Source organism: Vibrio scophthalmi LMG 19158 (assembly GCF_000222585.1).
In the GTDB taxonomy this organism is placed as follows: Bacteria; Pseudomonadota; Gammaproteobacteria; order Enterobacterales; family Vibrionaceae; genus Vibrio; species Vibrio scophthalmi.
Genome location: NZ_AFWE01000070.1, coordinates 42,427 through 64,191, shown reverse-complemented (window position 1 = coordinate 64,191; position 21,765 = coordinate 42,427). Strand labels below are relative to the sequence as shown.

The window sequence follows — 21,765 nt, the reverse complement described above, 5'->3', positions numbered from 1 at the left end:
ATTTATCAACGAATGAGAGAATAACGTACGATATTTCAATATTGCTGTCAGACTCACGCTTCTTCCGTCAGAAATCCCTTTGCTTCTTTAATCGCTTGGCTCAAATAGACATCCAATGTCACTAATAGCTCGGCGACCTGAGTACTGTCTTTTTGAATCGCCTCTTCTACCTTGCCAGCAATATCGCGTAAACGATCGGCACCAAGATTGCCGCCCACCCCTTTAAGGCTGTGTGCTTTGCGAATCGCTTCCTCTGGTGCATCACTGAGTAAGCGGGTTATTTCGGCGACATCGCGCTGATGATCTTCAACGAACACCTCCAACAACATACAGAGTGATTCACGATCATCGCCTAATGAGTCCAGCATCAATGGAAAATTAATTTGGCTTTCAACCCCTGCAGGTTCACTCTGTGAGATAGATTGCGGCTCTTGCTCGCCATTACTGGCCACAAAATTAACAATATTGGCTTGCTCTGGCTTGATAGCGACGGAAGGCGCTTGCTCTTCCAATTGAGATGATGTCATCGACTCTGTTTGTTGTTTTTGTGGCGAGACTTGAGTGCGACGAGTTTGTGTTTGCGACTCCGTCTGCGAATTAAGCGATGATGACGATACGACTTGTGCGGCAAACAAAGTAAAGCTGCGATACCACAGTGCCATTAATAGCAGCATCACACTGCCACTCAGCAGTGCGCCGATGATGAAATGTTTTTCCAGTAACAAATGATATTGGTCACCGATCGCGGTCACTTCATTATGCACGGAGTGACTTACCAGTTGAGAGACCAAATACGATCCTTGCGCATAGCTGCCCATGACCTGAGAGGTATTGGCTAAGATAACTTGCAGTTGCTGCTTATCTTCTGCCGCTAATGACAAGGATTGGGTGTACAAATTATCTAGGTCGCGATAGGCAACGGAAGCTTGGGAGGCATCAGAAAAGAGAGCCTCAAAAACATAAGCACTTAAACGGTAGTAATACGACTCAAGATCTGATTGCTCTGCATAGGCAAGACGCTTTGCTTGCACCTGAGTAATCAAATCAACCAAGGCGAGCTCTGTATTGATAAAAGCATGACTTTGTTCAACAAACCATTCCGTAGTAAACAACAATTGTTGGACATCTGGATTGAACCATTCTTTGGCTGACGCTTGCGATAATTGCTGGTGCAGCTGTTCAATCTTATTCAGATTGTTGACCTGCTGCTCGACAAGATTGACGCGATAAGGGGCGTCGAAAAAGAGCCGACTGCGGAACTCTTCAATACTGTCACCCAGTTGGGCAACCTTGACCATCTTTGCTTCCGTTTTATGGTAGTTCACCACTAAAGCGGTGAGCGCAATGGCCCAAATTAGAATTAATCCCCAGCCAAGCATCAGTTGTCTTTTTTGCATGTCCACCTACACATGGTTAATTCTCTAAAATACAAGAATATACGCAAAGTGGCCGTAATGCAGGTTAGGACGGACAAAATGTCGCCAAGCGCAGGTTATCGATAAGAAATGTAACAAGTACAAAGGTAGGCAAAAACCCTTAGGTAATAAAAAGCCCCGCATGAGAGGCGAGGCTAAATAATCGTTATATAAAACGATTTATCATTTACGTGTCAGCTGATCACGTAGATTTGGCGGTGTGCCTTTAATGGTCAGTGTATCCGTTTCTGGATCATAAAATACGCGCTCACCTAAAAGCATGCTATCGAAGCTCATGTTAATACCACCGCCGGCACCCACGTATTTAGTGAGTTTGCGTACGGTTGAGCGATCGGCAGGGAAGCTCTCTTCCAGCTCATAACCGTGATCTTGAGTAAACTGTAAGAAGCTTGAGCCATCTTCTGCAGGTGGTAATTCACCAGACAACTCTTTGATTTGCACTTCATCGCCAGATTTAAGTTGGCCACTGCAGTAATCAAACACTTGTTTTTTATAGCTGTTTGCATCTGATTTTTCTAATTTAGAATCAGTACAAAAATCTTCTACCGCTTGCATCAATACTTGGTTTTGCTGCTTAGTATCAAGACCAATATCGGCTTGTAGGAAGTCGAGGAAAAAATCAGCCACTTTACGGCCAACACGACCTTTGATGTAAGTTAAGTAACGATTTGAATCTTGATCTGTTTCAAAGCTCGACAGATCAATGCGTGCGGCGATATCCATTTTTGAAAGGTCAAGATAGTCTGTTGCACTAATATCTAGGCCTTCTGTTACTTTCAAACTGTGGTTTGAAGGAATAATACCGACAAATAAATAATCCGTCGCCAATGACTGATATTCAGCAAAAACTAAGATACCTTCGTCTGCAAATGGGTACTTAGACAATTCATCTTTAAGACGATTTGCGCTAACTTGTGAGAAATCATAAAAATTTCGATCTTGCTTACGAAGTTCTTGCAACCAGACTTGAAATTCGCTGTCTGATTTAAAGGAACCGAAACCTTTACCTGCTTTCGAGTTGAATACACGATGCAGTTCAGCAACAAGGTTTTCACTAGAGGTATCGTTCGCCAACGCGTCTGCGCGGAAGTTAACCACCAGTTCTTCGGATTCGTTTTTTTGCAGTTGATGTAGGATAACGTTAGAAAGATAGAGGCTCATGATGAAATTTATCGTCGTTCTAGGATTCAGTTGCTCGGCATTGTAGGTTATCATAAGCCGCTTTACTATTCTTCATTAGAGTCTTTATGCCGATTACATCTAAATACAGCGACGAAAAATTTGAAAACATTTTGACCGAAGTTGCGGCTGTGCTAGCTAAGCACGGTGCTGGTCCAGATTTATCATTAATGATCGCTGGTAACATTGCAACAAACGTAATCAATGAACGTGTTGGCCAAGGTCAACGCAAAGCAATTGCTGAAAAATTTGCTCAAGCATTGTTGTCTTCAATTGACGACAAAGCACACTAATTAGAACCGGAATTTAGAACAGTACATGGTAGATAACGGAAATACATACGGAGAGCGCGTTTCGCGTTTGGTTGGTTGGGGCCATTGGTTTGCGTTTTTCAATATTATCGCAGCCATGCTTGTCGGTACCCGATACATCACTCAATCTCCGTGGCCTGAGACACTACTCGGTCAGTTTTACCTCGCGGCTTCCTGGGTTGGCCATTTTGGCTTCTTGGTGTTCGCGCTTTATCTGCTGGTTCTATTTCCACTGACGTTCATCATTCCGTCACGTAAGCTATTTCGCTTAGTGTCGGTCTGTTTGGTGACTATAGGCTTGACGCTGCTGCTTATTGACACGCAAGCCTATCAAACCATTAATCTTCACCTTACTCCCGTAGTATGGGAAGTCCTATTTTCTGAAAACAGTGGTACCGTAAGTGCCGATTTACAGCATCTATTCGTTGTATTACCGCTGATTTTCTTAGTTGAGTTGGCGCTATCTGAATGGGTGTGGCGTAAGCAACGTAAACTATCGCACAAGCATGTCGGACGCCCGATTGCTGCGATATTTTTCATCTGCTTTACCTCAAGCCACCTGATCTACTCGTGGGCGGATGCGCATTTCTACACCCCAATCACCTCTCAACAGGCGAATTTCCCGTTGTCATACCCAATGACGGCGAAATCCTTTATGGAAAAACATGGCCTACTTGATCGAGAAGAGTACCTCAAGCGACGCGCTGAGAGCTTGGGTGAGTCAGAATTGGTTCGCTACCCACTAGAACAAATCGAATTTAGTCGCCGCGCCAACCCACTTAATGTACTGGTTGTAAGCGTCAACAATTTGCGTGCTGATGCGTTAAATGCTTCGGCCATGCCTAATACTTTCCAATATTCCTTAGATAACTTGAGCTTCAATAATCATTTCAGTTCAAGCAACGATAGCAATGGTGTTTTTGGCTTGCTCTACGGCTTGCCAACGAGTTACGCAAGCAGCATTAAAGAACAAGCGTCACTGCCAATCGTATTGTCAACTCTGCAAGATCAAGACTATCAATTTGGTCTCTTTAGTGGTGATAACTTTGAAGACCCACTGTACAAAGATATCGTCTTTAATGGTCTTGAACTGCAATCGATTGAAACGGCTAAGGCAAAATCTTCTGACATGTTAGCAATCAATGCTTGGGCCGATTGGGTGCAAGTGCAAGATGGCCAGCCTTGGTTTAGCTTTATTGAGCTCACCACGCTCGATAACTTTAATGATTATTCGCACTCTGCTGGTAACGCGAGTGAATCACTCAGTGCCAGCTATACGCAATCTGTTAGCATCGCAGATCAAGAATTAGCGACGCTGTATGCAAAAATTGAAGAGCTAAAGCTATCTGATTCAACCGTAATTATCGTGACGTCAAACCATGGTACTGAGTTTAATGAGACGGGCTCAAATAGCTGGGGTGCAGGCTCTAACTACAGCCAATACCAACTTGAAGTGCCGATGGTGATTCATTGGCCAGGTAAAGTTGCTGGCCAGTATAACCACCGAACCAGTCACCTAGATTTATCTGTCACATTACTGCAAGATTTACTGGGCGTTTCATCTAATCCGTCAGATTACAGCAGTGGTCGCAATCTGTTTGATGAACGTTCACGTAAGTGGATTCTAGCAGGCGATCATCACGAACTCGCGCTGATCACCAACAGCAATACCACTGTGATCGATAAGTTTGGTAACTATAAGCTCTATGATGCGAACTACCAGCGCTTACGTGATGAAAATCCCGCACTGCCTGTACTGATGCAAGGCTTGACCGAATTGCAGCGCTTTTACACAAAAAGCAAATAAATCAGTTCGTTATATTGACGCCAGCAGACCGACTCGTTAAATTGAAGCTATCGGACTGTAGCGCAGCTTGGTAGCGCACCGTCATGGGGTGTCGGGGGTCGGAGGTTCAAATCCTCTCAGTCCGACCATACACCTTTAAAAAGAGAGCTTCGGCTCTCTTTTTTTGTTTTCTGCTCGTCCTAAAAACACCACTAGTCGAATCTCAATAACTTGTCAGCCGGACGACTCCCCATAACGATTGCTCCTGAGCCTAATAAATCCAGAAATCAGAGAACTAACCAGCTTCATCCATAGCACTATCTGTTCAGTAAATAAGTTTGTTTTTATTTCAAAATCAAACATATAGAACAGAAAACAAGCAAATGAAAAATAAAACCGTTAAATCGCTCAAAAACAAGGCAAACAATCCATTTAGGGGTTTACAAGGATCTCCGACCTATATATTATGCGTCTCAACGGAGAGATGGCTGAGTGGTTTAAAGCACCGGTCTTGAAAACCGGCGTGGGTTTATAGCCCACCTAGGGTTCAAATCCCTATCTCTCCGCCACATTTAGAAAAGCCCGCTAAGCAATTAGCGGGCTTTTTGCTATTTGAACCAATCACAAGACTCGGAGACTTTACCAACCAGAGCTCATAGCTCTGTTGTAAAAAGCACAGCCAGTCCAAGGCAATTTTAAGTGATGGTCTATAAGAGGAATGTCTTCCTTTATGGTAAGCAACGATTCATAGGCGCGATAAGCCAAACTTTCAAACTTGCTGAAGATCATAAAATTAGTAGAAACCTCTCACTTTAGTGCTACTTTTTTAAACTATGATTTAGTTTAAAAAATTCAACCGGCACCAATGAAAAATAGTGATATCGTTCGAAAAATAATCACACCAGCCACCCATTTGCGCCCATTTTAAGTGACCTAGGACACTTAATTTTCAGTTTACAAAAGTTTACTGCTATTGCCGAATTACCACTAAAGAGTTAGCTTAGCTGCATAAAGTTTAATTTTGTAAACCCAGACCATGAATGTAAAACAAGTTCGATTTACTGATGAAGATCGCGAGTACCTCAACAACTACTTTCGCGTAGCTGACACCATCGCAGATTTAATTGGCGCCCATTGTGAAGTGGTTATCCACTCCTTTGAAAGCGTGGATCATTCCGTGGTTAAAATCGTCAATGGTCACCACACCGGACGCAAAATTGGCTCACCTGTTACCGATTTAGGTTTAAAGGTTTGGCGCACATTCGATCAAACCGGTGAAGTATCACCTAAAAGTTATTTCACTAATGCCACCGACGGATCTCTTCTGAAATCGACAACTTGCATCTTGGCGGGGCCAAATAAAAAAGCCATCGGTATGTTGTGCATCAACATGAACTTGTCTTATCCGTTTCCTGAAATTGTCAAAACTTTACTGCCACAATCAGGTGCCTCTTTAGTGAACGAGAACTTCAGCAACAATGCTAATGATGTCATCAACCAAGCACTCGATACTGCCATTGCGGAAGTCGAACTCGATGAGTCCATTACGCTGAAGGGACGTAACAAAGCGATCATTCGCTGCTTGTTTGACAATGGCATTTTTGAGCTTAAAGAGACGACCACACAAGTATCCGAACGACTTGGCATTAGCCGCCAAGCTGTTTACAAATTTATTCGCGAATTCAAATCATAAAAAAGTTAATCATTTAGGAGTTACATAGTGAAACAAATCATTGCGACTGAAAAAGCCCCTGCGGCTATCGGCCCGTACTCTCAAGGTACCGCATACAGCGACTTGGTGTTTACTTCAGGTCAACTTCCTCTTGTGCCTGAAACCATGCAATTTGTTGAAGGTGGTATTAAGGAGCAAGCACGTCAGTCTCTAGAGAACTTGAAAGCGGTACTTGAAGCAAGTGGTGCTGGTCTAGACAGCGTATTAAAAACAACTTGCTTCCTGTCTGACATGGAAAACTTTGCCGCGTTTAACGAAGTATACACTGAGGTTTTCGGCACTGAGAATGCACCTGCACGCTCTTGTGTTGAAGCGGCAAGGTTGCCAAAAGATGCTTTGGTTGAAGTTGAAGCGGTTGCCTTCAAGAAATAACCATTATCAGCAAAATATGGGTATCAATAGGAGATTCTCATGAGTGTTTCGTTTATTGGATTAAGTGTTCTGTTTTTTGGCTTCTACGCCTTACTGTCAAACTTCAAAAAACAGAAGAAAAGTTTTAACTTCCGCGTACTGAGCGCCCTTGCAGCCGGCCTTTTATTTGGTGGCGCAATTCAACTTGTTTTCGGCGTGGGTAACGTCGCGACTAGTGGCTTTGCTGAACTAATTTCAGTGTTCGGTAAAGGCTACATCAAGCTGCTACAAATGATCGTTATTCCACTTGTTTTCGTGGCAATGATCTCTTCAATCATGAACGTTGAAGGTGGCGGCGCGCTGTCTAGAATCGCACCAAAAATCATTGGTATTCTACTTTTCACTTGTGCGATTTCAGCAGCCGTTGGTATTGCTGCCATTTACCTATTTGGTATCGATGCAAACGCATTGGTTAGCACCATGGGTACTAACAGCGCAATCGAAGCGCGTGGTGACTCTCTGATCGCAACGCAAAACGCAATGGCGAACAGCGGCCTATCAGGCATGGCTCTGTCTATCATTCCAACCAACATCTTCGACATGCTAACCGGTTCTCAGCGCACATCAACGCTATCAACCGTTCTGTTCGGTATGTTCCTTGGCTACTGTATTCTACAAGTTAAAACTCGTAAGCCTGAAAAAGTACAAAACTTTGTTGATTTCATCAACGCGGCTAAAGAAGTGGTTCTTTCAATGGTTCGTGAGATCCTAAAGCTAACGCCTTACGGTGTATTCGCTTTGATGACCACGTTCATGATGACCAATGACTTGTTCGCTTTAGCAGAAATGGGCCGCTTCCTAGTTGCAAGCTATGTAGCCATCGGTGTGATGTTCGTTATCCATTTCGTAATGGTGTCAATGTTCGGCCTATCACCAGCTAAATTCATGAAGAAAACTTGGCCTGTATTGGTGTTCGGTTTTGGTTCTCGTTCAAGCATGGCTGCTATCCCTCTTAACGTTGAAGCACAAACACAACGTTTAGGTGTAGATGAAGAAACAGCAAATATGTCTGCCACCTTCGGTACCAGTATCGGTCAAAACGGTTGTGCGGGTATTTACCCTGCAATGCTTGCTATCATGGCTGCACAAGTAATGGGTATGCCAGTTGATATGGGCTTCATCCTGCAACTGATTGCCGTTATCGCGATTGCTTCATTCGGTATCGCTGGTGTCGGTGGCGGTGCAACGTTTGCCGCAGTGGCTGTATTGACTATTATGGGTCTAGACATCACGGTAGTAGCGATTCTGGTTTCAATTGAAGCTCTGATCGATATGGCACGTACTGCGCTAAACATCTCAGGTTCAATGCTATCAGGCGTGTTAACCGCGAAGAAGAATGGCTCACTCAATCTTGAGCAATACAATTCAGACAATGGCGCTGTTAGCGCTAAAGAGAGCGAAGCGGCAGCTTAATCTCTTGGTTTAAGAAAGAGCATCCACTTTGGGTGCTCTTTCGTTTTTCAGAATTTCAGTTATTTAGGTAGTTAAAATGAAAGTTGTTGTCATTGGCGGTAATGCCGCAGGTATGAGCTTCGCTGCAAAATACAAAAGAAATCAACCATCAAGCGATGTCATCGTGATTGAAAAACGCGACTACATTTCGTTCGGCGCTTGTGGCCTACCTTACTTTGCAGGTGGCATGTTTGATGACACGGAACGTATGATTTCTCGTACACCTGAGCAAGCTATTCAATCAGGTTTAGATGTTCGCGTTAACACCGAAATGGTGGCGCTGAATCGCACTGAAAAACAAATCACGCTTCGCCATAACGAAGCAGAAAGCGTGTTGGATTACGATCTGCTGATTATCGCAACTGGCGCTCGTCCTATCCTACCTGCTTTTGGTGAATACAACCCAGAGCATGTCTACACTCTGACCAGTCGAGAAGATGGCTTGGCGGTTAAAGAAGCTTTTAAAGACAGCAGCAAACAGCGCGTTTGCGTGATCGGCGCAGGCTTTATAGGCCTTGAAGTCTTTGACGCAGCCCATGGTCTGGACAAACACGTCACCATCATTGAGCGTGAACAACACATCATGAGCCGCCAATTCAGCCCAGAAATGATCACGGTTGTGGAAGATGCTATTCGTGAATCAGGTGCCGATCTGAAAACCGGTTGTAGTGTTTCCGCTATTGCTGATGCACCACAAGGCGGTTATATCGTATCAACAGACAATGGTGATGTTGAAGCGGATATCGTACTCCTATCACTTGGTTTTAAACCAAACACAGAAGCATTCGAATTGGCTAAAGCGAGCAACGGTGCACTGCTTGTCGATGAGTTTGGTGCGACGGAAGATGCTCATATCTACGCAGTCGGTGACTGTGCGGTTGTTCATCATATGGCGCTTGGTCACTCAATGTATTTGCCGCTGGCAACAACAGCCAACAAGCAAGCTCGTATGATGGCAGATAACCTTGCAGGCAAAGACACCCATATGACCGGTTTCTTAGGCTCATCATGCTTAAAAGTATTGGATTACGAACTCGCATGTACCGGTGTCTCTGAACTGTTGGCCAAAGAGCATAATATGGCCGTCAAAGCCTCGACGATTGCAGATAAAAACCAAACGGATTACTACCCGAACCAAGAAGATATTAAGGTTAAGTTAGTGTACCACCCAGACACTCACGTTCTATTGGGTGGTGAAATCATCGGTAAAAAAGGCGCCGTGGGCCGCGTGAATGCACTCGCAGTCGCGATTGTGGCCAAGATGACCACTGAACAACTCGGCTACATGGACTTCTGCTACGCGCCACCTTTCTCACGTACGTGGGATGCACTAAACGTGGCTGGTAACGTCGCTAAGTAAACTCATTCGACACTTAAATAGCATTCTAAATTAACCAATTAATACAGGGCCTTCTGGTTAGATGGTCCTGTATCTTTAGGCTCTTCAATGCCTTTTGTCATCCATTGACACGTCAAGAAAAAAAACAACAATATTACATTGCGGATACACTACATAAAAATTGTGATCTGAACTGCATAACACCAATATCCTGAAGAGTAAGCTGCGGGCGTCAGGCGATACCGGCCTAGACATCCAAATTTAAATACGCTCATCCAAAGGAACAATCATGCGATTTACCAAACCTTTAACGCTTGCGATCAGTGCCCTTCTATTAAGTTCATCTTTCGTTTCAGCCGCGCCACTAGAAACGATTGATATGCAGTCTTATATTGCTCAATCTCCAGCCACTGGAGCTTACCAAGATATCGATTGGGTAACCGTTTCTGATATTCAGAAAGAGCTACCTAAACACCCAATCACCGTGGGCTTAGATATTGATGACACCATGCTATTCTCATCACCTGCGTTCTACTATGGTAAACAAAAATACTCTCCAAACTCCTTCGATTATCTTAACAATCAAGAATTTTGGAATGAAGCAAGTACTGGTTTAGATCAGTTCTCTATTCCTAAACAATCGGCGCTTAAGCTCGTAAATATGCACCTGAAGCATGGTGACACGGTTTATTTTGTTACTGGTCGCACGGCCCCTGAAGGTCAAGAAACCGTAACCACATTGATTCGCAATCTATTCCCTGCTGAATACCGTGACCAAATCAAACCGGTTGTATTTGCTGGCGGTTTAGAGAAAGAAAAACAACTGAAAACGGCAAATATCACGATGTTCTACGGTGATGCTGATGCCGATATTACGAGTGCTCAGCACGTTGGTGCAAAAGGTATTCGTTTCCTACGCAATGCTCAGTCAACCAACAATCCAATGCCTCAAGCAGGCAAATATGGTGAAGCAGTATTGATTGATTCGAACTACTAATTCATTCGATTTTCGAACCACCATTCATCAATTGATTCATGAATGGTGGCTTTTCATTTTGTCGTGTCTATTTCTGTATGGATTAACGGCTTAATAACATGATTGAGTCGCACATGGACCCGCGTACAATCACCCACCCTATGGAAAAAATACAGAGCAGATAACCACAACCTCTTCTTAAACCGATCGCTTCCATTTAATTTATTCCTGTTCGCCGCTTTTATTTCTCTTTATATCTCCTTCTGTTGTTATTTTTATTAATAAAAAATCAACACTAACAACACTTATCCACCACCTAACTAGAACATTGAATTTAATTTTTAATTCAAATTAATACTTCCTTGATATTTCACATAGCACCAAGTACTGACGAATAAAACCCACATACCTCACAAGTTTACCCCCACATATTAGAGATAAACACAAAACTGTGATTCCAAAGACAGCAATGGAAATTAAATTTTAACCCTTGGATTATTGAGAGAATTATCACCTTATTTATTTTTTAACTCTTATAGCATTACCTGTATAGACAGCTTTGATGGTGTATATCAAGGTTAACGTAATAAAGGTAAACATATGCTTTCAACTCTCCTTACTGAACAGCGCATCTCTATTGTTGATGACATTTCAAACTGGCAGGATGCCATTCATCTGGTATGCCAACCATTAATTGAGTCTGGTGATATTCAACCTGAATATGTTGATGCCATCATCAATTCAACTCTAGAACTTGGCCCTTACTACGTTCTTGCCCCGATGATTGCTATGCCACACGCTCGTCCAGAGCAAGGCGTCAACAATAACGCTCTATCCCTACTTGTGGTTCGTAATGGCGTTGAATTTCATAGCGAAGATAACGATCCAGTAAAAATTCTTTTGTTGCTAGCGGCTAAAGATAGCAACCAACACATCGAGCTGATCACCTCTATTTCAGAATTCTTCTGTAGTGAAGAAGACGTATTAGAAGTGTCAAAGGCTCTAGAAAAACAACAAATTATTGAAACAATCAAAAAATTCTGAGGATAAAACTATGCGTATTATGGCTGTATGTAGCACAGGTCTAGGTTCTTCTTTCATGATCGAAATGAAGGTTAAAGAAGTGATGCGTGAATTAGGTATCGATGCAGAAGTTGAACATACCGATTTAGGCTCTGTAACCCCAGACATGGCTGATGTTTTTATTTGTACAAAAGATCTTGCGGACAGTATTCATGCTGGTGATGTTATTTCAATTCCAAACATTACCGACAAAGCAGCAATGAAAGAAAAAATCGAAGCTTACTTAAATCGTAACTAAAGGAACTTATTATGCTCCATTTTATTACTGATATTCTTAGCACCCCTGCAATACTGATTGGTTTAGTCGCCTTATTAGGTTTGGCTATCCAGAAAAAATCGAGTTCTGATGTTATTAAGGGCACGATTAAAACCATTCTTGGCTTCATTGTTATCGGCGGTGGCGCTGGTATTCTGGTTGCCGCAGTTACTCCAATGGGTGTACTGATGGAAGAAGGCTTCAGCCTTCGTGGTGTTATCCCAAACAACGAAGCAATCTACGCAACTGCAATGGCGGATTTTGGGGCAGCAACCTCAATGATCATGGCATTCGGTATGGTGGCAAATATCTTCTTTGCTCGTTACTCAAAATTTAAGTTCATCTTCTTAACTGGTCACCACACTCTGTACATGGCATGTATGATTGCCATTATCCTAAGTGTTGCTGGCTTTAGCGGCGCGATGTTGGTGTTCTTAGGTTCAGTGAGCTTAGGTCTAATCATGGTGTTGTTCCCAGCGATGGCGCAGCCATTCATGCGTAAGATCATCGGTAGCGATGATGTTGCATTTGGTCACTTCTCAACGGTTGGCTATGTCGCTTCAGCTCTCGTTGGTCAAGTAGTCGGTAAAGGCTCAAAGAGCACTGAAGAAATGAATCTACCGAAGAACCTTGTGTTCCTTCGTGACTCTTCAATTTCTATTTCGCTAACCATGGGTGTGATCTACTTAATTCTTGTTCTAGCCGCTGGCTCTGAGTTTGTTACCGAAAACCTAAGTAATGGCCAAAACCCAATTGTTTACGCCATTCTGACTGCAATCGGCTTTGCTGCGGGTGTATTCGTTATCCTACAAGGTGTACGTCTAGTACTTGCTGAAATCGTACCAGCCTTTACCGGTATTTCACAAAAATTGGTACCAAATGCAAAACCAGCACTAGATTGCCCTATCGTATTCCCTTACGCACAAAATGCGGTACTTATCGGTTTCCTATGTAGTTTCTTAGGCGGCTTGGTCAGCATGGGTATCTTGGGTGTGATGGAGCTAACGCTTATCCTTCCAGGTGTGGTTCCTCACTTCTTTACTGGTGCAACAGCAGGCGTGTTTGGTAACGCAACTGGTGGTCGTCGCGGCGCTGCAATCGGTGCTTTCGTCAACGGTGTGGTTATTACGTTCCTAACACTATGGCTACTGCCTGTACTTGGCGACCTAGGCTTTGCCAACACAACATTCTCTGATTCTGACTTCGCAGTTACAGGTATCTTCCTTGGCTACCTAGCAATGATTGGTAAAGAAGCAGTAATCATCGGTATCGCACTTGTTGCTGGTGCTGTACTAAGCACTAACTTCTTAGGCAAGAAATCTGCTGATACTGCAGAAAACATCTAAATTCCTAGCGGGCTGTTCCCCCAGCCCGCTCTCTCCTATTTTCCGAGGTTATTATGCCTACTAATGAAATGCAGTCTCCACTCGACCTGCGTCAAATCGAATCGTTTAACTTATCGATTAAAAAAGAACTCTCTAAAGCATTGTTAAATATGGGCTACGGCCACTTTGGTGGCTGCTTATCTGTCACTGAAACCTTAGCTTGTTTGTACGGTCGCTACCTAAAACACGACCCACAAAATCCGCAAATGAAAGACCGCGATCTATTTGTTCTTTCTAAAGGCCATGCTGGCCCAGCACTGTATGCCACACTCGCGCTACGTGGATTTTTCGACCTTTCTTGGCTGCAAACTATCAACGCTAATGGTACTAACCTACCAAGCCACGCTGATATGAATAAAACGCCTGGCGTCGACATGACCACAGGCTCTCTGGGCCAAGGTATCTCATGCGCGACAGGTATGGCTGCGGGTTCAAAATCGAACGTTTTCACTATCGTCGGTGACGGTGAGCTACAAGAAGGCCAATGCTGGGAAGCGATTCAATTTGCCGCTCACCATAAGCTGAGCAATCTCGTTGTTTTTGTTGATAACAACAAGCGCCAACTAGATGGTGATATTGCTGATATTCAAGAATCTTTCGACCTACAGAAAAAGTTTGAAGCTTTTGGCTTCCAATCTCTGGCTGTTGATGGCGCAAATGTTGGCGCTATTTGTGATGTTATTGAGCAAGCACTCGCGACCACTGATCGCCCGACCGCCATCATCCTAGATACAGTTAAAGGCCAAGGCATTCCAACGGTTGTCAATATTTCAGCTAACCACCACCTACGTCTAGATGATGAACTTCGTGCCGCTATTGAAACTGACATCGCTCTGTTAGACAAAAAAATTGAGGAGCTAAAATGAACAAAGAACTTCGAGTCATTCATGCGGAAATGTTAATTGAATTAGCAGAGCAACACGATGACGTAATGGTATTAGAAGCCGATTTAATGGGCAGTATGAGCACACGTAAATTTGCCGATGCTTTCCCGAATAATTTCCTGCAATGTGGTATCGCAGAAGCGAATATGATCGGTGTTGCCGCTGGACTAGCAGCGGTAGGTAAAGTGCCTTTCGTTCATTCATTTGGCTGTTTCGCAACACGCCGTTGTTATGATCAAATCTTCCTTGCCGGTGGTTACGCGAAGCAACATATCAATATTTTTGGTAGTGATGCAGGCGTTACTGCAGTCACTAACGGTGGCACTCATATGCCATTTGAAGATACTGGTCTAATGCGTCTCGTGCCAAACGCTACTGTGATTGATGTGTCTGATGAGCATGTATTACGCGCTGCTATGCGTTACGCATACAACAACAAAGGCGTTAACTACATTCGTTCTACTCGTAAAGATCTTCCACACTTACATCAATCGGAAGCTGATATTGAAATTGGTAAAGGTAATGTACTAAAAGATGGTGAGACCATTACCCTTATCGCTTCAGGTATTTGTGTACACGATGCAATGCAAGCCGCAAATATGATTGAAGCACAAACGGGTCATAGTGTTGCCGTAATCGACATGCACACGATCAAGCCACTTGATAGTGAGTTAGTCGCTAAGTTCGCGGCTAAAACAGGCTGTGTGATTACCATTGAAAACCACAATGTCATTGGTGGCTTGGGGGATGCTGTCGCTTGTGAACTTCTTTCATCTGGTGTTGCGGTAAAACAGTTCCATAAACTCGGCGTACAAGAACAATATGGTCAAGTTGGCTCATTGGATTTCTTAAAAGAAACTTATGGTATCAGCGCAGCGAAAATTACTGAATTCTGCCTAGAAGTTCTAAATAAGCGTTAATCTTTGTTTCATTTAGGTTTCATTGATGAAATCTAAATGGCTTTTTTAAATGCTTAGTGTCACTTATACTGACGACTGGTTTTATCTAGACCCAGTCGTCAGTTTGATCTTAGCTCAAATTTTTCCTTATTTTCTAGTCGTATATAAATAAATAGAATACTTATGACGTTAGCGTTAACAGGCAAAAAGCAAATTGTTGTCGAGTTTATTGAAAGCAAAATTGCTGACAATAAAATACCGGCAGGTGAAAAGCTCGATACCGAATCAGGAATAGCTAAAGCCTTAGGTATTACTCGAGCGACCGTCCGAGAAGCAACACGTTATTTGGTTGAAAAAGGCAGTATCTATCGCGTTAACGGTTCAGGCCTTTACGTCGGTGCACCAAACAAACAAAGCAGCGGCAATTTCCATGTTCTCTCTCCATTCGACCACCAAGCTCAGCAAGCCGGGCAAAGCGCTGTTCGCCAAGTACTTTCCAGTGCGATTATTGAAGTTCCTTCGGTGCAAATCGCTCACGCTCTTAGAATAAAACCGAATGAAAAAATTTATTACCTTGAGAGACTAATGAGTTTTGGCAACATGCCTGTCTCATTCGAAAAAATTCATATTCCAATCAACGTTTGTGATTCATTTGAATTCAATAAAGTCGAAGAATCAAAATACAGTTATATGGAGCAATTAACAGGCAAGAAAGTCCAGTTAAGAGAGCAAGATATTTCTGCCTTCAACCTTAGCGATGCTGGGCTCGCTCAATTACTCAAAGTCGACGAAGGGCAAGCAATGATTGAACTGCGTGAACTGGTCTCTTTTGATGATGGCACACCATTTGAATATACCGTCGCGACCATTAACAGTGATTTATTCAATATACATCAAGTGGTCAGAAGGTAGACAGAAAGGCATAAAGCTGACGAGCTCATCAACTATCTAGTAACTATTTGCATAATATGGAATTCTGGGAGGATAATGTTCGCCTATACTAATTTAGGTTTATAAGCCTAATGATAAACAAAGGAATGGTAACGATGTCCTTATTAAAGCCTGTTTTTGCAACTTTTGCTTGTTGTTCTCTGTTGGTTTCAACGTTCACTCTCGCTCACGATAAGCTGCCTCTTTCTCCTGATCAGCTCAGCCAACCTTACCCAAATATTGAAGTGCAAACGCTGCACTCAGCACCAGAACTGATCACGCTATTTAAACAGCACCATTACCAACTGGATAACGTCGCAAAGAGCTCAAGCTTACCGGCATACTTTATTGAAAACCTCCCAGATGATCTCAACAACCTGCCGGTAGAGCAAAAAACATCCGGGTTTATTCGCTTACTACTACCAACCATCCAAGCGGTTAACGATCAAATTTTAGCCGTTCGCCATCAAATTGAAGCGCTTGCCGATAAACCTGCAAGCGAGTGGTCAAGCAGTGAAACGCAATGGCTCAATCAGCTCTATGCTTCATACAACGTCAAATCGAATAACATCCAAGATCTTCTGCTGCATGTGGATATTATTCCCGTCGGTATGGTGCTAGCGCAAGGCATCGATGAAAGTGGTTGGGGAACCAGTCATTTCGCCATCAAAGGTAATAGCTTGTATGGTGAACATCTTCCTGCTCATGGCGGTAAATACCTCACAACTCCTGGCGGACATGTCAAAGTTGCGGCGTTTGATAATCTTTATCAAGGCACGGCCAGCTATATGCACAACCTCAATACCACCGGTGCCTACCAAGAACTTTGGCAACTACGCCATCAGTTACGTGGGCAAAATAAGCTAACAGGCCATGCACTTGTTCAAGCCTTATCACACTACTCTACTCGTGGTGAAGCCTACGTAGACAATCTACGCGCACTCATCAAACACCACCAGCTCGACAGCTTCGATAATGTCAAACTCGATAGTCAGCAAAGTCTGCGCATTCGCTTCACCCACTAAGCCATCTCCGTTCCCACATAAAGCAGTACCCAGCACAAGTGAAGGTACTGCTTTATCACTCACACCTCTGTCAAAATTCGGTCATAAAAGCCATTCTTACCCTAACGGGAAGAATAAAACGCTTACTCCTTGCCACTGTTACAGATTAAAATAGCGACCAAAGCACCTACTCTATTTTTATGTTTACTCACACCAGAGTAAGCAAGGACGTCTTATGAAAAGCAATAAAATTGCCACCATTGCCATACACGGCGGAAATCAGACAGATAAAGGCAACAATGCCATCTTTCCACCAATCGTGACCGCAAGCTCATTCATTCAACCGAATCTCGGTGAGAGTGGTGAGTTTTTCTATTCACGCTGCGGCAACCCAACACGCAATGCTTACGAAACGGCATTAGCCGAGCTTGAAGGTGGCATTTATGCTACGGCCACTTCGTCTGGCATGGCGGCAACATCACTTGCTTTAGAGGTGCTATCTAAAGATGCGCATGTAATTGTAATGTCGAGCGTTTATGGTGGAACGTATCGCTTATTTGAAAGCTTACGTACTCGTACCTCTGGCTTAGAATTTAGCTATGTGAACTTAAACGATCTCGATGCCGTGACTGCTGAAATGCGCGATAACACGGCATTGATTTGGATTGAAACGCCAACAAACCCATTACTAGAACTGGTCGACGTTGAAGCGATCTGTGATCTAGCCAAACAACATAGTATTACCACTTGTGTCGATAACACTTTCTCGACTGCGTGGAACCAACGCCCATTTGATCTTGGTGCTGATATGGTGATGCTCTCTACGAGCAAATACATTGGTGGTCACTCCGATGTTATTGGCGGCGCTTTGATTACCAATAACCCGGAATTGGCAACTCAAATCAATGCATATAAGACCACGGTCGGCGCTATCGCTTCACCATTTGATTCTTATCTTGCACTACGCGGCTTAAAAACCCTGGATGTTCGCATGGAACGTCACTGCGCTAACGCGCTAAAAGTCGCAAAATTCTTAGAAAATCACCCAAAAATCACGGAAGTTCATTACCCAGGCCTCGCATCTCATCCACAACATGCATTGTGCCAACGTCAGATGAAAACCGGAGGGGCGGTTGTCACTATTCGACTTGCCGGTGGTGAAGAACAAGTAAGACAGTTCATCGCTAAGCTGCGTTATTTCGTGTTAGCAGAATCATTAGGTGGCGTAGAGAGCATGATCAATCACACCGCTTCAATGTCACATGGTTCGGTACCAAAACAAGAGCGAGAAGCGATGGGGATTTACTTTGAAACCTTACGTCTTTCGATTGGTATCGAAGATGCTGATGATCTTATCGACGATCTACAACAAGCATTAGAGGGTTAAGCAATGGTTGATTACGGTATTTGGACCATTATTACCCCCTTGGTTACGATTGGTCTGGCGATTGTGACCAGACAAGTGATTCTATCTTTACTGGCGGGTATTTTTGTCGGCTTCACCGTGCTAAATGGCTTTAATCCGCTACTCGGCGTGGAATCGACATTAGATGGTATTGTCGGCATTTTTGCCTCAGCCAGTTCAACAAGAACCATTTTGTTCTGCTTTATGGTTGGCGGACTGATCCGTCTTATCCAAGTCACAGGCGGCACTAAAGCGCTAGTGCGTTATTTGACCGAAAAAGCCAACATCATCAACAACAAAAAAGCAGTTCAATTACTGGCAATGTTCATTACCAGTGTCATTTTCATTGAATCATCAATTTCTATCATGGCCGCAGGCACATCCACCAGTGAGCTGGCCAAGCGCTACGGCGTATCACGCGAAAAGATGGCTTATGTTATCCAAGCTTCGTGTGTGTCTGTGTGCTCGAGTATTATGATCAATGGTTGGGGCGCGGCAATGATGGGCGTTATCGGCGTTCAAGTCTCGAAAGGATTTCTTGATGGCGAACCCTTTGCCATCTTAGCCGGTTCAATGGTGTACAACTTTATGGCCTGGCTATCGCTAGCGTCCGTTTTGTTTTATATCCTATCGGGTTTCAAATGGGGCTCAATGGGTGAATCGGAAGTAAGAGCCGCCAGTGGTAAAGAACTGCGTGACGGCGCTTTCCCGATTACATCGGAAGACGATGTGAGCATTGTCGAGTCGGCTCAGGATAAAGAATCACTGCTTAACTTTTTGGTTCCGCTGATTCCCACCATCTTGTTGGTTCCGATTGGTTTGTACATTACTGGTGGAGGCGACATTTCCAATGGCTCAGGCTCAACCTCTGTCTTTTGGGGCGTGATGCTAGGAACGCTGTGCTCATTTATTTACTTCGTTGGTAAGAAACTTTTGACCATCGACAGCTTTTTTACTCACCTATTTGATGGCTACGCCTCGATGATCCCACTTGGTGCGATCATGACACTGGCTTTCTTAATGGGTAACATCTCGGGTGATCTCAATACCGGTGCCTACATTACCCAAGCGATCGACGGCGTGATCCCTTCCGGTTTCTCAGCTGCCTTCGTATTTTTAATTGCTGTTGTAATGGGTATCTCTACCGGAACATCATGGGGCACCTTCTCCATCATGATCCCAATCGGTATTCAGATTGGCGCCGCAGTCGGTATTGAACCACAATTGATGATTGGAGCAGCCATCTCTGGTGCAATTTTCGGTGACATGACATCTCCAATCAGTGATACCGGTATTGTCTCTTCTATGGCGACGAAAAACGACCATATCGATCACATCCGAACTCAGTTCCCCTACGCGATCGTAACCGGGTTAATGGCAACGGTACTCTTTACCATCTGCGGCTTTAGTATGCTGGGCTAACCCTTAACTGAGCCTCTACTAATAAAACCAGCGCTGAAATGCGCTGGTTTTTTTATAGGAAACGATTACTTCGTAAGATTCCAAAAACCAATAACTCTTTGCTATTGAGAATACTCAGTTTTTTGCATATTTCACTACCCAAATCTCTGCCTGCTACCTATAATCTTCTGCTTTTTCCCCACCCGCCAACGACAAACTATAACCACTGAATGAACCGTTTACCTATCTCTGAATTCCGTTTTTCCATTTCTCGATTCATCGCAATCTTTCTCTTATTGAATTGCATGTTTATCGCCATTTTTTTACTACGACCTAAATTCGGAGATGGAGACACGTGCCAGTAATATTCAAGTGCAACAAAAAGCGCTACTGGAAGGTAAAAAAGATTACATCGAGTGGGTAATGAGCTCAGTGGTAAAAGAAACCGCATTACTGGCAGATATTTTGACGCAGCGGAAGATCTATCAGACCGCGGCTCTACCAGATAGTGAACAAAAACAGTGGCAACTTCACCAGTTTGCCAATGCCCTTAAAGTGATTAGCCATCGTAAAGAGATCTATGATCAAATCCGCTATCTCGATATAAAAGGCAATGAAGTCGTTCGCATCAATTTCAATGATGGGCTACCGACTATCGTGCCTAAAGAGGCACTGCAAAATAAACTACACCGTTACTATTTCGATGAAGTACTGCGGCTCGGCTGCCGGAAAATCTATGTATCCCCTCTCGACCTCAATATCGAACATGATCAAATTGAAATACCATTCAAGCCAATGATTCGTATTGCAACGTCAGTATTTGATGAGTCGGGTACTAAACAAGGTGTCGTGATCATCAACTATCTAGCGCATCACCTGTTGGACGGGCTTGAGCTGTTTAATCTCAATAGTGGTACTAACTATATGCTGATTAATAGCGCAGGTGAGTTTTTGTACAACCGTGCCAAGCCTGAGCTTGAATTCGCCTTCATGTTCGACGCATCAAAATCAGCAACTATTTATGCGCAGTTTCCTACGGTTTCCGAACAAATAAAACAAACTCAAAAAGGTCAATTTGAAACCACAAACGGCCTCATGACAATCGAGTCTGTCGGCAGTCTTGGCCGTGATAACCCTTATTGTTTTCAGGAATATCACGTTAGCGGCAATGATTCGACAAGATGGAAATTGGTTTCGTTTAGTTCATTTGACCAGCAGTTAAACCTGTATAATGCACTGATTTCGCACTCTACGTTGTTTGTACTGGGCTTTGGTATTAGTGCGGTTCTTGCCGCGCTAATCACCCACTATCAACTGCGTAAATATCGTGACGATAAGCGGATACACTATCTCGCACACTACGATAGCTTGACTAACTTACTTAATCGCTGGGCATTTAGGTGTAAATCTGAACCGCTCATTCGTTCCTATACGAAATGGCAAAAGCCGCTATGTTTGATTTACATCGACCTTGATGATTTTAAATCTATCAACGACAGATACGGCCATGCGACCGGGGATAAGGCATTGATCCACGTTGCGGAGATGATGACCAAAACCTTTGGCAATAATGCACTACTTTGTCGACTAGGCGGTGATGAGTTCGCCGTGCTATTGCACAATGACAAACATCTCGACCAGCCAGAACAATTGGCTAATAAACTCATCCAGATGCTGCAAGCTCCGATCGAGGTCGCGCCGCAGGTTTATGACCAAATAAACATTAGTATCGGGGGGATTGTAGAGCGCTCTGCACACACCCATCTCGATGAATTAATGCATCAAGCAGATATGGCTATGTACCAAGCCAAACATGCAGGAAAAAACTGTGCGGTCATTGTTACTACGAAATAGTTACTGCGAAATAGTTACTGCGAAATAGTTACCGCACAATAG

At 43.6% G+C, this 21,765-nt stretch carries 19 protein-coding genes and 2 tRNA genes; 19 read left to right on the top strand and 2 right to left on the bottom strand.

What is annotated here, in order from left to right:
- Nucleotides 1-53: 53 nt before the first annotated feature.
- Both RH88_RS05130 and yejK read right to left on the bottom strand, forming a co-directional pair.
- Nucleotides 54-1,397, bottom strand: a complete 1,344-nt coding sequence (locus RH88_RS05130; protein WP_005593946.1) for an Hpt domain-containing protein — start codon at nucleotides 1,395-1,397, stop codon at nucleotides 54-56.
- A gap of 201 nt (nucleotides 1,398-1,598) precedes the next feature.
- On the bottom strand, nucleotides 1,599-2,597 hold the full coding sequence (gene yejK / locus RH88_RS05125) for a nucleoid-associated protein YejK (RefSeq protein ID WP_005593945.1): 999 nt from the start codon (nucleotides 2,595-2,597) through the stop codon (nucleotides 1,599-1,601).
- Between the two features lie 86 nt (nucleotides 2,598-2,683).
- Between yejK and RH88_RS05120 the strand changes: the two genes are divergently transcribed.
- From RH88_RS05120 to RH88_RS05030, 19 genes are all read left to right on the top strand, one after another.
- Entirely contained in the window at nucleotides 2,684-2,908 is a 225-nt protein-coding gene (locus RH88_RS05120) for a YejL family protein (protein WP_005593944.1), read from the top strand.
- 25 nt (nucleotides 2,909-2,933) lie between these two features.
- Entirely contained in the window at nucleotides 2,934-4,733 is a 1,800-nt protein-coding gene (locus RH88_RS05115; protein ID WP_005593943.1) for a DUF3413 domain-containing protein, read from the top strand.
- Nucleotides 4,734-4,784: 51 nt separating this feature from the next.
- Nucleotides 4,785-4,861, top strand: a tRNA-Pro gene (locus tag RH88_RS05110).
- A 329-nt stretch (nucleotides 4,862-5,190) separates the two neighbouring features.
- A tRNA-Ser gene (locus tag RH88_RS05105) sits at nucleotides 5,191-5,281 on the top strand.
- 467 nt (nucleotides 5,282-5,748) lie between these two features.
- Nucleotides 5,749-6,405, top strand: coding sequence for a helix-turn-helix transcriptional regulator (locus tag RH88_RS05100; RefSeq protein WP_005593942.1), 657 nt, complete (start codon nucleotides 5,749-5,751; stop codon nucleotides 6,403-6,405).
- Between the two features lie 27 nt (nucleotides 6,406-6,432).
- Nucleotides 6,433-6,816, top strand: a complete 384-nt coding sequence (locus tag RH88_RS05095) for a RidA family protein (protein WP_005593941.1) — start codon at nucleotides 6,433-6,435, stop codon at nucleotides 6,814-6,816.
- A 39-nt stretch (nucleotides 6,817-6,855) separates the two neighbouring features.
- A complete protein-coding gene (locus tag RH88_RS05090; RefSeq protein WP_005593940.1) occupies nucleotides 6,856-8,268 on the top strand; it encodes a cation:dicarboxylate symporter family transporter in 1,413 nt (470 codons plus the stop codon).
- A 76-nt stretch (nucleotides 8,269-8,344) separates the two neighbouring features.
- Entirely contained in the window at nucleotides 8,345-9,667 is a 1,323-nt protein-coding gene (locus tag RH88_RS05085) for a CoA-disulfide reductase (protein ID WP_005593939.1), read from the top strand.
- Nucleotides 9,668-9,935: 268 nt separating this feature from the next.
- Nucleotides 9,936-10,643 carry an acid phosphatase AphA gene (aphA, locus tag RH88_RS05080; RefSeq protein ID WP_005593938.1) on the top strand — a complete coding sequence of 236 codons (708 nt, stop codon included), beginning with the start codon at nucleotides 9,936-9,938 and terminating at the stop codon, nucleotides 10,641-10,643.
- 579 nt (nucleotides 10,644-11,222) lie between these two features.
- Nucleotides 11,223-11,666 carry a PTS sugar transporter subunit IIA gene (locus RH88_RS05075; protein ID WP_005593936.1) on the top strand — a complete coding sequence of 148 codons (444 nt, stop codon included), beginning with the start codon at nucleotides 11,223-11,225 and terminating at the stop codon, nucleotides 11,664-11,666.
- A gap of 10 nt (nucleotides 11,667-11,676) precedes the next feature.
- Nucleotides 11,677-11,943: a PTS sugar transporter subunit IIB gene (locus tag RH88_RS05070; protein WP_005593935.1), complete on the top strand. Its 267-nt coding sequence runs from the start codon at nucleotides 11,677-11,679 to the stop codon at nucleotides 11,941-11,943.
- 11 nt (nucleotides 11,944-11,954) lie between these two features.
- Nucleotides 11,955-13,307, top strand: a complete 1,353-nt coding sequence (locus RH88_RS05065; protein WP_005593934.1) for a PTS ascorbate transporter subunit IIC — start codon at nucleotides 11,955-11,957, stop codon at nucleotides 13,305-13,307.
- 53 nt (nucleotides 13,308-13,360) lie between these two features.
- A complete protein-coding gene (locus tag RH88_RS05060; protein ID WP_005593933.1) occupies nucleotides 13,361-14,212 on the top strand; it encodes a transketolase in 852 nt (283 codons plus the stop codon).
- Entirely contained in the window at nucleotides 14,209-15,150 is a 942-nt protein-coding gene (locus RH88_RS05055) for a transketolase family protein (protein WP_005593932.1), read from the top strand. The genes RH88_RS05060 and RH88_RS05055 overlap by 4 nt, the downstream gene beginning before the upstream one ends.
- A 162-nt stretch (nucleotides 15,151-15,312) precedes the next feature.
- Nucleotides 15,313-16,041 (top strand): GntR family transcriptional regulator, encoded by a 729-nt coding sequence (locus tag RH88_RS05050; protein ID WP_005593931.1) that lies wholly within the window; start codon nucleotides 15,313-15,315, stop codon nucleotides 16,039-16,041.
- Nucleotides 16,042-16,175: 134 nt separating this feature from the next.
- Nucleotides 16,176-17,084 carry a glucosaminidase domain-containing protein gene (locus tag RH88_RS05045; protein WP_005593930.1) on the top strand — a complete coding sequence of 303 codons (909 nt, stop codon included), beginning with the start codon at nucleotides 16,176-16,178 and terminating at the stop codon, nucleotides 17,082-17,084.
- 214 nt (nucleotides 17,085-17,298) lie between these two features.
- Entirely contained in the window at nucleotides 17,299-18,450 is a 1,152-nt protein-coding gene (locus tag RH88_RS05040) for a trans-sulfuration enzyme family protein (protein ID WP_005593928.1), read from the top strand.
- Nucleotides 18,451-18,453: 3 nt separating this feature from the next.
- Nucleotides 18,454-19,890, top strand: coding sequence for a Na+/H+ antiporter NhaC family protein (locus tag RH88_RS05035; protein WP_005593927.1), 1,437 nt, complete (start codon nucleotides 18,454-18,456; stop codon nucleotides 19,888-19,890).
- A 324-nt stretch (nucleotides 19,891-20,214) separates the two neighbouring features.
- On the top strand, nucleotides 20,215-21,723 hold the full coding sequence (locus RH88_RS05030; RefSeq protein WP_005593926.1) for a sensor domain-containing diguanylate cyclase: 1,509 nt from the start codon (nucleotides 20,215-20,217) through the stop codon (nucleotides 21,721-21,723).
- Nucleotides 21,724-21,765 lie beyond the last annotated feature (42 nt).